Genomic DNA, 13993 nt, shown 5'->3' with positions numbered 1-13993 from the left:
ACGACCTGGCTCATGACAGCGTTGCGGTGCTCCGGAGCGATCCGTCCGCCGATCTGCCGTACCGCACCCACCTTGCGCCGGCGCCCAGCCGCCCTACAGAGCCTCTCCCTCAGCCGCTTGCCCTCGGTGTCGGCCTCGATATGCCCCTGCGCTCCGCGAAGCACGCCAACTACTCTCCGGGTGACGCCACTAGGCACGCAGCTTGTCACAGCTGCTCACTCGGCGGCCTTTCCGTCACCAGTCCCGTGAGCAGCGGCTGGAGGGGTGTGCGGCCGTAGGCGCTCGCCCTGCGGTCCGAACATGACCAGGTACTCGACCGGACCGCTGGGGCTGGAGTTCGCCATCCCGTGCGGTGTGCGGGTGTCGAACTCGATGACGTCCCCGGGTGTCAGGACGAGGTCTTGGTCGCCGAGCACCAGCCACAGTCGCCCGTACAGGACGCACAGCCACTCGTAGCCGTCGTGGGAGACCTGACGGGGCCGCTTGGGCGGATCCTTGGGGGCGGGCAGGACGTGTTTGTGGGCGTGCAGGCCGCCGACGTACCGGGTCAGCGGCAGCACCGCCTTGTCATCCCCGAAGCTCAGCGGCGCGGTGGCGCGCGGCTTGGCCGCGGGGGCGGGCGCCGTGCCGGCCAGCTCGTCCAGGGAGACGCCGTACTCCTTCGACAGTTGCAGCAGCACCTCCAGGGTGGGCTTGCGGCGGCCGGTCTCGATCCGGGACAGCGTGCTGGGCGAGATGCCGGTCGTGCAGCTGACGCGGGCGAGCGTCGCGCCGTGGCGCTCGCGTGCGGCCCGCAACCGGGGCCCCATCGCGGCCAGTGTGCCGTCCACGTCGTCGACTGCCACCTTTCACGCCTCCTTCTTGCCATGCCGCCGCACCGCTCTGTCCTGCAAGGTTGCCAGAATGGCAAGGCTGGTCGCGTCGGCGGGTGCTGCGCCGCATGATCGACGGGTAGCCGCGTCACCGCGAACCGAGGAGAAGCCCATGCAGTTCGAGCCGACCGCCGAGCTCCGCCACCGCACCGTGGAGGCCCCGGCCGGGCGTCTGCACCTGGTCGAGCAGGGCACCGGCTCGCTGGTCCTGCTGGTGCACGGCTTCCCCGAGTCCTGGTACTCCTGGCGCCGCCAGCTCCCGGCCCTCGCCGCGGCCGGCTACCGGGCGGTGGCGATCGACGTGCGGGGTTACGGCCGCTCCTCCAAGCCGGAGGCGACCGACGCCTACCGCATGCTCGATCTGGTGGAGGATAACGTCGCCGTCGTGCGTGCCCTCGGCGAGGAAAGCGCGGTGGTCGTCGGCCACGACTGGGGCTCCAACATCGCCGCCGCCTCCGCCTTGCTCCACCCCGAGATCTTCCGCGCCGTCGGCCTGCTCAGCGTCCCCTACGCGCCGCCCGGCGGCCCCCGCCCCACCGACGTCTTCGGCCGGATCGGCGGCCCCGAGCAGGAGTTCTACGTCTCCTACTTCCAGGAGCCCGGCCGCGCCGAAGCGGAGATCGAGCCCGACGTCCGAGGCTGGCTCGCAGGCTTCTACGCGGCCCTGTCCGCCGACACCATGCCCGCCCAGGGCGAGCCCGACCCGCACTTCGTCGCCCGCGGCGGCCGACTGCGCGACCGCTTCCCCGCCGGCCCGCTCCCGGCCTGGTTGAGCGAGGAGGACCTCGACGTCTACGCAGGCGAGTTCGAGCGCACCGGCCTGACCGGCGCACTCAACCGATACCGCAACATGGACCGGGACTGGGAAGACCTCGCCCCGCACCGCGGAGCCCCGATCAAGCAGCCGTCCCTGTTCGTCGGCGGCGCCCTGGACGCCTCCACCACCTGGATGTCCGACGCCATCGACGCCCACCCCACCACCCTCCCCGGCCTGTCGGCCTCCCACCTCCTGGACGGCTGCGGCCACTGGATCCAGCAGGAGCGCCCCGACGAGGTCAACCGCCTGCTCACCGACTGGCTCGCCACCCTCCAGGGCTGAACCAGGCGATCCAGGCGGAGCAGTCCGCGCACCGGCGCGGTGCCCGAGGCGGCAGCGGCGGCACCGGAGCCGTGATGTACGGAGTGCGGGTCGGCTGCCGGAGACGGAGAACCTCGTGGGCTTGTCAGCCTCGCCGAGGGGCCCGGCCCGCATCAGGACCGGGCGGGTGGTCAGCGTGCGGGTGGGAGGCACGGGCAGCGAATCGCTCGGCGGCTTCCGGCCGGATCCGCTCGCGAAACACCTGCCGTTCGGGCGTCAGCCCGCCACCTTGCGGATACCTCACACAACCGGCATACCGCGCCGATCACACATCGTCGGTCCCCGCCGACATCACGTTTCACAGGTCAGGAGCGCCAAATTGTCTTTCCTCGCAGCGAGTTCGGTTCTGCCGATGTCCTCGCATGACCCCGTTAGGGTGGCCCGGTGACCGACGCGAGCGTGGACAGAATGAACCGCTTCCGGACCGAGGCGGCATCCCGGGGTCTGCCGACGGAGGAGGTGGAGGAGTGGATACGTGTCGCCAGCCCGGCGGTGTACTTGGCGGAGGGCGGTGACGGTCCCCTCGTGGCCCGGGTCGGCGGCGACCCCCTGCTGCCGCACGGCGCGCCGAGGCCGTCCGAACCCTTCGTGGCCTCCGTCGACCTCGCGGCTCTCCCGCCGGGCGCCACCGGCCTCCCGCTCCCCGCCGACGGCCACTTGCTCCTCTTCTCCGGCACCGATGTCCACGGCATCGGTGGACAGGTGTCCGACGCGGTGCTGTACGTCCCCGCCGGAACTCCGGCAGCCCCGAGCCCCCTCGGACACAGTTGGCGCGAGCCGTACCGTCCGCGTGAGCTCCGCACGGTCTGGCATCAGCCGAGCGCGCAGATGCCGGAGAGCTTCGCCCTCGACAGATGGGGCGAGTTCCCCGAGGACGAGCAGTTCGAGCTCGCCGATGAACTCGCCGACGCCTGGGCGGACGTGGGCGGCTACCGTCCTTCCTGGGCCTTGCAGATCGGCGGCCACCCGGTCTCGCCGCAAAACGACCCCGTCCACTACGCCCGTGGTCCCGAGGAGGCCGGCCCCACCGAGCAGGGCGGTACGGTCCACGGAGCGGGCGCCGACGACTGGGTCCTCCTGGCCACCTGGAGGTGCGGCGACGACGTCACGGAACTGGATTCCGGCGTGGCCCACTGGGTGGTCCGCCGCAGGGACGTGGCGGACCGGCGCTTCGACCGGGTCCACCGCTACGTCGAAATGGCCTGACCGTGTGGGACGGGGACGGCCGGTTCCCCGGCGCTCATCAGCGGCCCTCCCCCGCCCACGCCCACCGGGTCCGTGCCGCCACTGTTGCTGAACGCCGCTTGGTGGTCCCCCGGGCCGCGGCAGCGGCCGTAGGGAAGCGGACCGGTCAGCGGTCGCCGAATCGCGGGGCTCGCCCGCCGCCGCCCGTGGCCCGGGCGGCGGGCTCAGCGGAGCAGCAGGTCGCGGATCGCCTGCGTGATCTCGTCGGGCGCCTCCTCGGCCATGAAGTGCCCCGCCCCGGTCAGCCGGTGGTCCAGGTCCGGCGCCCACGCGTGCCAGACCGCGGCGGCGTCGTAGCCCAGTCGCGCGCCCCAGTCCTGCTGGACGACCGTCACGGGCATGGCCAGCTGGGAACCGGCGTCCCGGTCCGCCTGGTCGTGTGTGACGTCGATGCCCGCCGAGGCCCGGTAGTCCGCGACGATCGACGGCACGGCCGCGGCGCTGGCCCGCAGGTACGCGGCCCGGACCGGTTCCGGTATGGCGGCCGGGTCCCTGGCCCAGGCGTCGAGGAAGGAGCCGAAGTAGGCGTCCGCGCTGTTGGCGATCATCGTCTCCGGCAGCCCCGGCGGCTGCGCCATGAGGAACAGGTGGTAGCCGACCGCCGCCGGGACACCGTGCAGGACGTTCCACATGTCCAGCGTCGGCACGACATCGAGGATGCCCAGGTGTGTGAGGGTCTCGGGATGGTCCAGCCCCGCCCGGAAGGCGACCAGGGCGCCCCGGTCGTGGCCGACCAGGGCGAAGCGCTCATGCCCGAGAGCCGCCGCCAGGGCGACGACATCGGCGGCCATGGTGCGCTTGGAGTACACCTCGGGGCCGGTGGCCGCCGGCTTGTCGCTGGCGCCGTAGCCGCGCAGGTCGGGACAGATCACCGTGTGCTCGCCGGCGAGCCGCTCGGCGACGTGCCGCCACATCAGGTGGGTCTGCGGAAAGCCGTGCAGCAGCACGACCGGGCTGCCGCCGCCGCCGACGGCGGCGGCCAGCTCCACGCCGTCCGTGCCGGGCAGGCGGACGTGGTCGAAACCGGGAATGGTGAGCGTCACGAAAGGCCCCTTCCTGGGGTCGGTGGACCGGTGAAAGCCGTGGTCCGAGGACTGACGGGATCAGCGTGGGCGACGGCGATCAGCAGCCGATCAGTACGCTTCGACGCAGCGGACCCGCGGCACGGAAGATGGAGGGCATGCGAATCGACGTGCTCGGTGCCGTGCGGGCCCTCCGGGATGACGGCACCCCGGTTGACCTGGGCGGACCCCGCCACCGCGAGGTGCTCGCCCGGCTCGTCGCCGCCGAGGGACGAATGGTCGCCACCGACACCCTCGTGGACGACCTGTGGGCCGAGCCGCCGGTGCGCGCCGTGGGTGCGTTGCGCACCTTCGTCGCCGCGCTGCGCCGCGCCATCGAACCCGACCGGCCGCCCCGCACTCCGCCGCGCGTCCTCGTCACGGAAGGCCCCGGCTACGTGCTGCGCCTGCCGCGCGACAACGTGGACGTCCACCGGTTCGAGGACGCCCTGGCCCGCGCCCGGCGTACACCCGATGCGCTGACCGGCCTCGACGCGGCCCTCGCGGCCTGGCGCGGCCCCGCCTACGCCGACGTGACCGGCTCCGCCTGGGCCGAGCGCGAGCGGACCCGGCTGGAGGAGCTGAGGCTGGAGGGGATGGAACTGCGCGCCCGTCTCCTCCTCGACTCCGGTGCCGGAGCCGAGCTGGTCGCCGAACTGGGCGCCCACGTCACCGAACACCCCTGGCGCGAGCCCGCCTGGGGACTGCTGGCCCGCGCACTGCACCGGGCGGGCCGGCAGGCGGACGCGCTGGCCACCCTCCGCCGCGCCCGCACGATGCTCGCGGACCAGCTCGGGCTCGACCCCGGCGCCGACCTGCGGCGCCTGGAGACGGACATCCTCCACGGAGCTGCGACGCTCCAGCCCGCGCGTACCGTGTGGACCGCCGGAGTACGACTCGGCCCGCGCACCACTGTCGAACTGGCGCGCACCCTGGCCCTGGCCGGTGGTGACGCCCTCGTCCACTCGCGGCGCGACCGCCTCGCCGCCGCCCAGGCCGCGGAGCGCACCGGAGACATCGCCCTGACCGCCCGCGTCATCGGCGCCTACGACGTACCCGCCCTCTGGAGCCGGGCCGACGACCCCGAGCAGTCCCGCGCCGTCGTCGCGGCGGCCGAACGTACGCTCACCGCGCTCGGCCCCGACAGCCCCGCCGAACTGCGCGCCCGCCTGCTGGCCACCGTCGCGGTCGAGAGCCGCAGCGCCGACCTGTCCGGCAGCGAACGAAGGCGCGCCGGACAGGCGGCCCGCGAGGCCGAGGCGCTGGCCCGCGAGTGGGGGGACCCCGCCCTGCTGGTGTTCGCCCTCAACGGCGTGTTCCTCCAGTCCTTCACCCGGCCCGGCCTCGCGGCGGCACGAGACGCGATCGGCGCCGAGATCCTCGACCTGGCCACCCGGCACGAGCTGACGAACTTCGCCGTGCTCGGCCGGCTCATCCGCCTGCAATCCGCCTCCGCCCTCGGCGACCTCCACGCCGCGACCGCGCACGCCGAGGCCGCCGAGCAGCTCGCCGTCAGCACCGAGGCCTCCCTCGTACCCGTCCTCACCGGCTGGTTCCGGGCCCGGGCAACGGCCGCCCGCAGCACCGAACCGGGCGGACCGACCGCCGCCACGGCCGCGGCGCACTACCGCGCCGCCGAAACCGCCCTCGCCGACACAGCGGGCATGCCGGGACTGCACCGGGGCCTGTTCGCCCTCGCCCTCCTGGGCCTACGTCTCCTCCACGGCCGTCCCGCGCCCACCGATCCCGCCCTCGACTGGGGCCCGTACCACCCCTGGACGCGCCCCTTGGTGCTGCTCGCCCGGAACCGGGTCGAGGAGGCCCGTACCGCCCTGGCCGGGGCGCCCGAACCACCCCTTGATCACATGCAGGAGGCACTGTGGTGCCTGACCGCCCACGCCGCCGCCCGCCTCGGCGAGCGCCCGGTCGCCGCCCGCGCCGCGGCGGCCCTGCGCCCCGCCCGCACCGAACACGCGGGCGGGGCGAGCGGGATGCTGACGCTGGGGCCGGTGGCGCGGTACCTGGCGGAGGCGGAGGCATGCGCCCGCAAGAGATGACCGGCATCCGGAGACGGGCCGGTGAGGTCGCTAGCCGAGCTGTCGCTGGTGGGTGAAGACCGCCGTGGTCACGGAGGGCTCTGCGCCGCGGTGGCCCGCGGCCGGGTCGATCACGCATCCCTGCCACCCCATAGGGGTGTCGGGACGGAGGAGGCCACGTCACCTCCAGTGGCGCCCTACCTCCAAGCCCGGTCCTTCATAGCCGGGCGAGTTGACCGATGAAGCCGACCAGAGCGGCAGCGACAGCGTCGGGTTGTTCGTCCGGGATGAAGTGGCCTGCGTCCGGCACGACGATCCCGGTGGTGTTGTCGGCCCACGGCCGGATGGAAGCCGCCATGTCGGGGATGGAACCGTGGCTGCTGGAAATCCCGAGAACCGGCACCGTCAGGTGGTGCTGTTCCAGGGCCTCGTGGTTCTTCCGCGCCGATTCGGCGGCGTCCCAGTAGTAGGCCAGGGAAGCGCGGAGTCCGCCGTCAGCGGTGATGGCCGCGGCGTACTGCTCGATCTCGGCGTCGTCGAAGGTGTCGGAGGCGAGGGTCTTGGCCTTCAGGAACCAGCCGACGTACTCGCGTTCACGGCCTGTGAGCAGGGTTTCGGGCAGGTCGGGCACGAGATGGAACGCGAAGTGCCAGGTCTTCCACGCCACCTCGGGGTCGGTCGGGATGGTGTCGGGGAGGGTGATGCCCGGGATACCGGCGTCGAGCAGTGCGAGGCCGTGCAACCGGCTCTCGTACTTCAGGGCGAGGGAGAAGGCGACCCAGGCGCCGATGTCGTGGGCGGCCAGCCAGTATGTCGACACTCCGAGCGCTTGCACCGCGGCGTGGACGTACGCGGCGACCGTGTGCGTGTCGTAGCTGCCCTCCGGGCGTTCGGAGTGGCCCTGGCCCGGCAGGTCGATCGCGATGACGTGGCACCGGTCGGCCAGGCCGGGCATCACCTTTCGCCATGCCCACCAGGTCTGCGGGAATCCAGCGAGCAGCACGACGGCCGGGCCGTCCGGCTGACCGCCCTCGACCGCATGAAGCCGGACACCGCCCGCGTCGACCCAGCGGTGGGTGAAGCCGGCCAGGTCGTGCAGTGGCAGGTCGCGGACCGGGTTGTCGGGGACGCGGGCGGTGGTTGCCGGGTCGGTCATGGTCTTCCTCCATCGATATCGGGTGTACTGGTTCGGTGTGCCGGCCGGGGCGGGGCCCGCGAGCGCGGTGGACACGACCAGAGCGGCGCCCGTGTGCACGCGTTCCGGTCAAATCGAATGTTTACGGTGTTCAGTGCCCTTCTTGGCTCGCCCTGGGGACCAGCGTGGGCACGCTCGTGCCCGGGTAGGCGAACAGGAAGTACGTAGAGAGCAGATCCGCCCTGCGCCGCGGGCCGGGAGTGGTGGACGGCGGACCGACATGGGCGACAAGGGACAGCACGGTGCTCGTCGCCGCGGCCGGCAGAGCGGCGGCCAGGGGGACGGCGGCCCGCGCGGTCGGTGAGCGACGCGGACAGCATCAGCGCGAGCACCGCCCCCACGGCGTAGACGGCGAAGACCGGCGTGGCGGTGAAGGGCCCGAAGCCCATCCACGGCACCCGGAACGCATACAGCGGAATCGGAAGCGTCCCGCCCAGCACGACCAGGGCGTACACAGCGGCTGCCAGCCAGAACCCGGCGCGCGCCCGGCGTCCGTCGGAGGGCGGACCGACGTGTGTGCGGACGCCCGGCGCGATGCCGTTGATCATCGTGCGGCCTTTCGAGTGAGGGAACCGCCACGCCTCACGCTAGCCATCTTGGATCGATCGGTCAAAGATGATGTGACCGATCGGTCCAAGATGCGGGTAGGCTCACAGCGGAGCCGTGAAACGGGAGGTGCACGCCATGTCCGGCCGGAAGCAGTTCGACGTCGGTGCGGCCCTGGACCAGGCCATGCGAGTGTTCTGGCAGCGCGGATACGCGGAAGCCTCGCTCGATGCCCTCGGTTCCGCCACCGGTCTCGGCCGCGGCTCCCTCTACGGCGCCTTCGGCAGCAAAGACACCCTGTTCCGCCAGTGTCTCGACCGCTACGCGTCGATCTACGGCGCGCAGTACGAGCAGGCGCTGACGGCACACTCCGGTGATCCGGTACGTGCGGTCGAGGCATTCTTCGACGTCGTCCTGAGCCGCATCGCCGACCCGTCGGTCCCCGTGGGGTGCCTCATCGCACAGTCCGCCGCACAGTCACCGACTCTGAAGGAGGAAAACAGCACTCACGTGCGTGGCCTGCTCGACCGGCAGCGCCAACGGGTGCGCACGGCGCTGGCGGACTCCTCGGCCGACACCCGAACACTCGACGAACTCGCCGCATTCGTCGTCGCCGTCAACCAGTCGCTGGCCGTACTGAGCCGGGCCGGCGCTTCGGACGCCGAACTGCGCTCCGTGGCCCGGCTCGCTTCCGCAACGGTGGCAGACACTCTTGCCCGGGCAGCATCGGCGGATGTCGCCCAAGGCTGACGGGTACCGGCTCCGCCGGGAGGGGGCCTGCTTCGGGTGATTCTCCCAGCGGTGGGTACTGACCGAAGCCGGCCAACGCCAGGTCGGCAGGCTTACATCGACGCCCTCTTCCGGCGCCACCTCACCGGCGACAAGGGGTTCGACGCGATGCCGGCCGGCAAGCGACACCCCCTGGCGCGCACCGCCTCCGTCGACGTGACAGCCGGCCGCCGCCGACTCCGCACCCCTCCTCCTCCGTCATCGACCCCTCGCGCCGAGGAGCGCTGTCACGAGCCGACGCGCGTACGCGGCGTCGAGTCCGTCCGGGCGGAAGAGGATGCGGTACATCAGGGGGGCGACGACGTGGTCCATGACCGTCTCGACGTCGGGCGCCTCCTCCCCGCGTCCGGTCGCGCGGGTGAGGATGGCGTCGATCTGTTCGGCGGCGTAGGCGGAGCACTGGCCGGCGTTGCCACCGTCCGGGTCGCCGAGCAGGGCGTCACGGACGTAGGCGCGGCCGGCGGGAGAGGACATTTCGTCGAGGAACTGCTCGGCCCAGGCCATCAGGTCGAGTGGCAGGGCGCCGTGATCCCCGGGCGCGGTCTCAGGGCGCAGACGCTCGACCGCGACGTCCGACAACAGCTCCTGCAGATCCCCCCAGCGGCGGTAGACGGTCGACGGTGTCACACCCGCGCGCGAGGCGATCATCGGCACCGTCAGCGCGTCCCGGCCCACCTCCGAGGTGAGTTCGCGTACGGCGGCGTGCACCGATGCCTGCACCCGTGCGCTGCGACCTCCGGGGCGTACCATCTGCCTGCTCATGGCGTCCATCTTAAAGCGAAATCATTGCGTCTGGCGGTCCGTACGCCTCTGTGGGACCGACGGGACGGTTGAGGGAGAAGGGGTCCGCACAGGCTCTGTCGTCGACAGCGGACGCGTGCCCGACGGCTGCGTCGGAGCCGTCGGGCATCGACCCTGCCGGAGCGACGCCGCTGGGTCCGTGTTCGCTCACGCCGCGTGTGCGAGGTCACGGGCGGGCTGGGTCTGCTCATAGGCGTGGCCGACCCGCAGGAGCACGCTCTCTTCGAGCGGTCGCCCGAGCAGTTGCATACCGATCGGCAGACCCGCCGTGTCGTGGCCGACGGGCAGGGACAGGGACGGTATCCCGGTGATGTTGGCGGGGGCCGACAGGCGTACGTAGGCATCGGAGACGCCCTCGACAGTGCCGTCGGCCCAGGTGATCGTCTCCTGGCCGGCCCTGACGGCGGTCGCCGGGACAGTGGCGGCGGCGATCAGGTCGACGTCCTCGAACATGCGGGCCCATTCCTGGCGCATGAGGGTCCGGGAGCGCTGGGCGCGCAGGTAGTCCCCGGCGGTCATCAGTTCGCCGGCCTCAAGGAGGATGCGGACATCGGCCTGGTAGAGCTCGGGGACCGTGCGCAGGGTGTCCGCGTGGTAGGCGGTGGCCTCGGGCACCATCAGACCCCACTGGGTGGCCTGGACGTAGCGCGCCATGGGGATCTCGACCTCGACGAGGCGTGCGCCGAGGGCTTGAAGCTGGTCGATGGCATGCCGGACGGCGGCTTCGATCTCGGGGGCGATGTGGTCGAAGTAGTAGTTCCGCGGCACGCCGATCCGCAGCCCCTTCAACTCCACGGCGGCGGGCGGCCGGTAGTCGATGGCGGGTGCGGTCAGGGAGGCGGGGTCGAGGGGGTCGTGTCCGGCCAGGGCGGTCAGGACCAGGGCCGCGTCCTCCACAGTGCGGGTGATCGGGCCGACGTGGTCCAGCGACCAGGACAGGGACGTGACGCCGTGGCGCGGGAGAAGGCCGTAGGTCGGCTTGAGGCCGACCACCCCGTTGAGCGCGGAGGGCACCCTGATGGATCCGCCGGTGTCGGTGCCCAGGGCGAAGGTGGCCATGCCCGCCGCGACGGCGACGGCGGATCCGCCGCTGGAGCCGCCGGCGACCCGGCCTGTGTCCCAGGCGTTGCGGGTCTGCGGGGTGGTCAGGCCATAGGCGAACTCGTGCGTGTGCGTCTTGCCCAGCAGGACCGCACCGGCCCGCGTCAGCCGCGCGGCCACCGTGCTGTCGGTCTGCGCGCGATGGTCGGCGCGGACCCGGGAGCCGGCCGTTGTCGCCACGCCCGCGACGTCGATCAGATCTTTGACGCCCATGGGAATGCCGTGCAGCGGACCGCGATAGCGGCCGGCCGCGATCTCGTGTTCGCCTTCACGCGCGGCCCTGCGGGCGCGCTCGGCGGTGACGGTGACGTAGGTATGAAGGTGCGGCTCCGCCTGTGCGATGCGCTCAAGGACGGAGTCCGTCAGTTCGACGGGAGACAGCCGCCGGGCCCGGATCGCGTCGGCGGCTTCGGTCAGGGACAGTTCATACGGCTGCATCGCGCATCTCCTGGTCCGCGCGGTAGGCGGCGGCGGGCGGGGTGTCCCCGAAGTCCAGCTCCCGCAGGACCGCGACGACGGAATGGATGTGGTTGGCGGTGGCCGCGACCGCGGCGTGGCGGTCGGACGGCAGCAGGAGCCCGCCACGGGCGGCCCAGCGGGCCGCTTCGGGCGGGGTGAGCTCTTCGGCGGACATGGGACTTCCCTCTTCTCGGGCCGGAGCGGTGAAGCGCACTCCTCCCGCTCAAAAGCTAAGCGTTTGCATTAGCTGACTGTAGGCACCTACGATGCCCTAAAGCAAACGAATAGCGTTTAGGCGCGCAACGGCCTTCCGCGCCGAGACCCGAAGGACAGAACGACCATGAGCACTGCACCGGCCCCCGATCCGGCCGCCGCTCCCTCCTGGACCGTGGGCGACGTGGCCGTCCATCGCATCGACGAGGTCCTCCTGCCGCCCGCCACCGGACCGTGGCTGCTGCCCGACGCCACCCCGGACATCGTCGCCGCGCAGGACTGGCTGCGCCCCTGCTTCGCCGACGACAAGGGCACCCTCCGCATCGACAGCCACAGCTTCGCGTTCACCCTCGGCGGCCTGCGCATCCTGGTCGACACCGGCATCGGCAACGGCAAGAAGCGGGCCAACCCCGCCTGGCACGACCTGGACACCGCCTACCTTGAAGACCTCACCGCCGCCGGGTTCCCCCCGGACTCGGTCGACCTGGTGATCCTCACCCACCTGCACGCCGACCACGTCGGCTGGAACACGCGAAAGGCGGACGGCGAGTGGGTTCCCACCTTCCCCCACGCCCGTTACCTGACCTCCCGCACCGAGCGGGAGTTCTGGGCCGGGTACGACATGGAGGAGGCGCGCGAGCAGATGTTCCGGGACTCCGTGATCCCCGTGGAGGAGGCGGGGCTGCTCGACCTCGTCGGCGTCCCCGCCGAGGGCGTCGAGGTCGTCCCGGGCCTGCGCCTGCTGCCCACACCCGGCCACACCCCGGGCCACGTCGCCGTGGAGCTGACAAGCCGCGGCCGGAGAGCTCTGATCACCGGCGACTGCATCCACCACCCCGTCCAGCTCGCCCACCCCGCCATCGGCGCCCGCGTCGACATCGACCCCGAGCAGTCCGAGATCTCGCGCCGCACGCTGCTCGCCTCGCTCACCGACACGGACACCCTCGTCCTGGGCACCCACTTCGCACCACCCACGGCGGGCCATGTCGTCCTCCATGAGGGCGGCTATCGGCTCTCGCCCGTCCACGCCGACTCGCACTGACCGGCGACCGTCCGAGCCGTCAGGACTCCGCTCCCCGACCCGGCGTCGAGGAGATCGCCGATAACAGCTCGGCAGGACGACGATCGCCGACCCGCTGCGGCGGATACCGGCCTCCGACACGAACCGAGGGATCACTGATCAAGCGGTGCCGGATGCGCACGCGGCATCGATGACGCACAAGTCGACTGCAACTGCCTCAGCTACAGTCAGCAGGAGTGAGAGCGGTGCCCCAGGAATCCGAAACAACTGCGAGCGCCGAGGCTCGTGGCCCTGCGACGTATGACCTCGTGATCAGTCGCGCGCATGTCTTCGACGGCCGTCAGGCGCTGGCCGGTCTGTACGACGTCGCCGTCAACGGCGGAGAGATCGCTTCCGTCTCGGCCGAACCACTCAGGGGCGGACGGGAGGTGGATGCGGCCGGGAGATGGGTCATGCCGGGCCTGATCGACACGCACATCCACTTCTACGACGTGCACGCGGTCTCCGATCCGGACTCGATGCGCGCCTTCGAGGACAACGAGCTTCCCGGAAAGCTCGGACTGTTCCTCGACCACGGGATCACCACCATCAAGTCGGTGGGCGATCCGACGGACGGAATCCTGGCCACGCGCGCCGAAATCGCCGCGGGCACGCTGCGGGGCCCGCGACTGCTGGCAACCGGTTGCGGCATCACCGGACGCGACGGGCATCCCGCCGCCACGGTCTTCGGCGGCAACCCCTGGGCGCGCGAGCGCTTCACGGCAGAGGTCGACAGCGTGCAGCAGATCCGCGATCTGGTGCACCACCTCGCCGACCGCGAGGTCGACGCGATCAAGCTCCTGTCGGAAGGCGCATGCGCACACTCCGGCGGACCGGGGTACCTCTGGCACAACCCCGCCTTCCCGGATGGTGTCGAGCTGGAACGGCTGCCCCTCGGCCTCCTTCGGGCGGGTATCGAGACCGCGCACGAACGGGGCCTTCGGGTCACCGTCCACACCACCCAGCAAGCCGCGGCACGCGAGGCCGTCGAGGCTGGAGCGGACGGCCTGGAGCACGGTGTCACCGTCGAGCCCCTCACCGACCACTCGCTCATCGACCTGATGCTCGAACACGGCATCACCTACACGCCCACGCTCTGGATCGACGACGCCCACCCGGACGCCCGCGGCAATCTCAAGAAGGTCGCCGAGGCCGGCGTGCACATCGCGCTGGGCAGCGACACCTTCAACGGTCGGGGCCTGTTCGGAGCCAACACCCTGGAAGAGGCCGAACTCATGGTGGCGGCCGGGATGACGCCCACCCAGGTGCTGGCCGCAGGCACGAGCGGGGCGGCGCGGCAGTGTGTCCGCCCCGACCTCGGGACGGTGGCCCCCGGCAAGCCCGCCGACCTGCTCGTGCTGAACGCCGATCCCACCGCGGACATCGGCAACCTCCGCGACCTCAGCGTGGTCATCCTGAACGGCGAACTCGCCGTCGACAAGCGCTGAAGGGTGTTGCGGAAGGTTTGGTGACGGCG

Annotated in this window: 12 protein-coding genes; 6 read left to right on the top strand and 6 right to left on the bottom strand. The window is 71.9% G+C overall.

What is annotated here, in order from left to right:
• Positions 1-215 precede the first annotated feature (215 nt).
• The gene (locus tag AQJ11_RS33965) at positions 216-845 is read right to left on the bottom strand and encodes a helix-turn-helix domain-containing protein (RefSeq protein WP_059265768.1); all 630 of its coding nucleotides are present in this window, start codon (positions 843-845) and stop codon (positions 216-218) included.
• 139 nt (positions 846-984) lie between these two features.
• Here AQJ11_RS33965 and AQJ11_RS33960 point away from each other — a divergent pair, with 139 nt between their 5' ends.
• Positions 985-1971 carry an alpha/beta fold hydrolase gene (locus tag AQJ11_RS33960; RefSeq protein WP_059265767.1) on the top strand — a complete coding sequence of 329 codons (987 nt, stop codon included), beginning with the start codon at positions 985-987 and terminating at the stop codon, positions 1969-1971.
• 423 nt (positions 1972-2394) lie between these two features.
• On the top strand, positions 2395-3216 hold the full coding sequence (locus AQJ11_RS33955; RefSeq protein WP_059265766.1) for a DUF1963 domain-containing protein: 822 nt from the start codon (positions 2395-2397) through the stop codon (positions 3214-3216).
• Between the two features lie 203 nt (positions 3217-3419).
• Here the strand turns inward: AQJ11_RS33955 and AQJ11_RS33950 are convergent, their stop codons facing one another.
• Positions 3420-4298: an alpha/beta fold hydrolase gene (locus AQJ11_RS33950; protein WP_059265765.1), complete on the bottom strand. Its 879-nt coding sequence runs from the start codon at positions 4296-4298 to the stop codon at positions 3420-3422.
• Positions 4299-4435: 137 nt separating this feature from the next.
• Here AQJ11_RS33950 and AQJ11_RS33945 point away from each other — a divergent pair, with 137 nt between their 5' ends.
• Positions 4436-6373, top strand: coding sequence for an AfsR/SARP family transcriptional regulator (locus AQJ11_RS33945; protein WP_059265862.1), 1938 nt, complete (start codon positions 4436-4438; stop codon positions 6371-6373).
• A 196-nt stretch (positions 6374-6569) separates the two neighbouring features.
• On the opposite strand, the gene AQJ11_RS33940 is transcribed toward AQJ11_RS33945, so the two are convergent.
• Positions 6570-7508 (bottom strand): alpha/beta fold hydrolase, encoded by a 939-nt coding sequence (locus tag AQJ11_RS33940; RefSeq protein WP_059265764.1) that lies wholly within the window; start codon positions 7506-7508, stop codon positions 6570-6572.
• A 723-nt stretch (positions 7509-8231) separates the two neighbouring features.
• Here AQJ11_RS33940 and AQJ11_RS33935 point away from each other — a divergent pair.
• On the top strand, positions 8232-8843 hold the full coding sequence (locus tag AQJ11_RS33935; protein WP_059265861.1) for a TetR/AcrR family transcriptional regulator: 612 nt from the start codon (positions 8232-8234) through the stop codon (positions 8841-8843).
• A 237-nt stretch (positions 8844-9080) separates the two neighbouring features.
• On the opposite strand, the gene AQJ11_RS33930 is transcribed toward AQJ11_RS33935, so the two are convergent.
• From AQJ11_RS33930 to AQJ11_RS33920, 3 genes are all read right to left on the bottom strand, one after another.
• Positions 9081-9644 (bottom strand): TetR/AcrR family transcriptional regulator, encoded by a 564-nt coding sequence (locus AQJ11_RS33930; protein WP_203349233.1) that lies wholly within the window; start codon positions 9642-9644, stop codon positions 9081-9083.
• A gap of 186 nt (positions 9645-9830) precedes the next feature.
• Complete coding sequence (locus AQJ11_RS33925) at positions 9831-11222, bottom strand: amidase (protein WP_059265763.1); 1392 nt, start codon at positions 11220-11222, stop codon at positions 9831-9833.
• Complete coding sequence (locus AQJ11_RS33920) at positions 11209-11418, bottom strand: hypothetical protein (RefSeq protein WP_058085187.1); 210 nt, start codon at positions 11416-11418, stop codon at positions 11209-11211. Before AQJ11_RS33920 ends, AQJ11_RS33925 begins: the two co-directional genes overlap by 14 nt.
• Positions 11419-11583: 165 nt before the next feature.
• Here AQJ11_RS33920 and AQJ11_RS33915 point away from each other — a divergent pair, with 165 nt between their 5' ends.
• Together AQJ11_RS33915 and AQJ11_RS33910 are read left to right on the top strand one after the other, a co-directional pair.
• Entirely contained in the window at positions 11584-12498 is a 915-nt protein-coding gene (locus tag AQJ11_RS33915) for an MBL fold metallo-hydrolase (protein ID WP_059265762.1), read from the top strand.
• 287 nt (positions 12499-12785) lie between these two features.
• Complete coding sequence (locus AQJ11_RS33910; RefSeq protein WP_059265761.1) at positions 12786-13964, top strand: amidohydrolase family protein; 1179 nt, start codon at positions 12786-12788, stop codon at positions 13962-13964.
• Positions 13965-13993 lie beyond the last annotated feature (29 nt).

The sequence above is a fragment of the Streptomyces corchorusii genome, assembly GCF_001514055.1.
Taxonomy (GTDB): Bacteria; Actinomycetota; Actinomycetes; order Streptomycetales; family Streptomycetaceae; genus Streptomyces; species Streptomyces olivaceoviridis.
The sequence above is the reverse complement of the archived record's forward strand: the minus strand, read 5'-3'. Positions and strand labels throughout refer to the sequence as shown.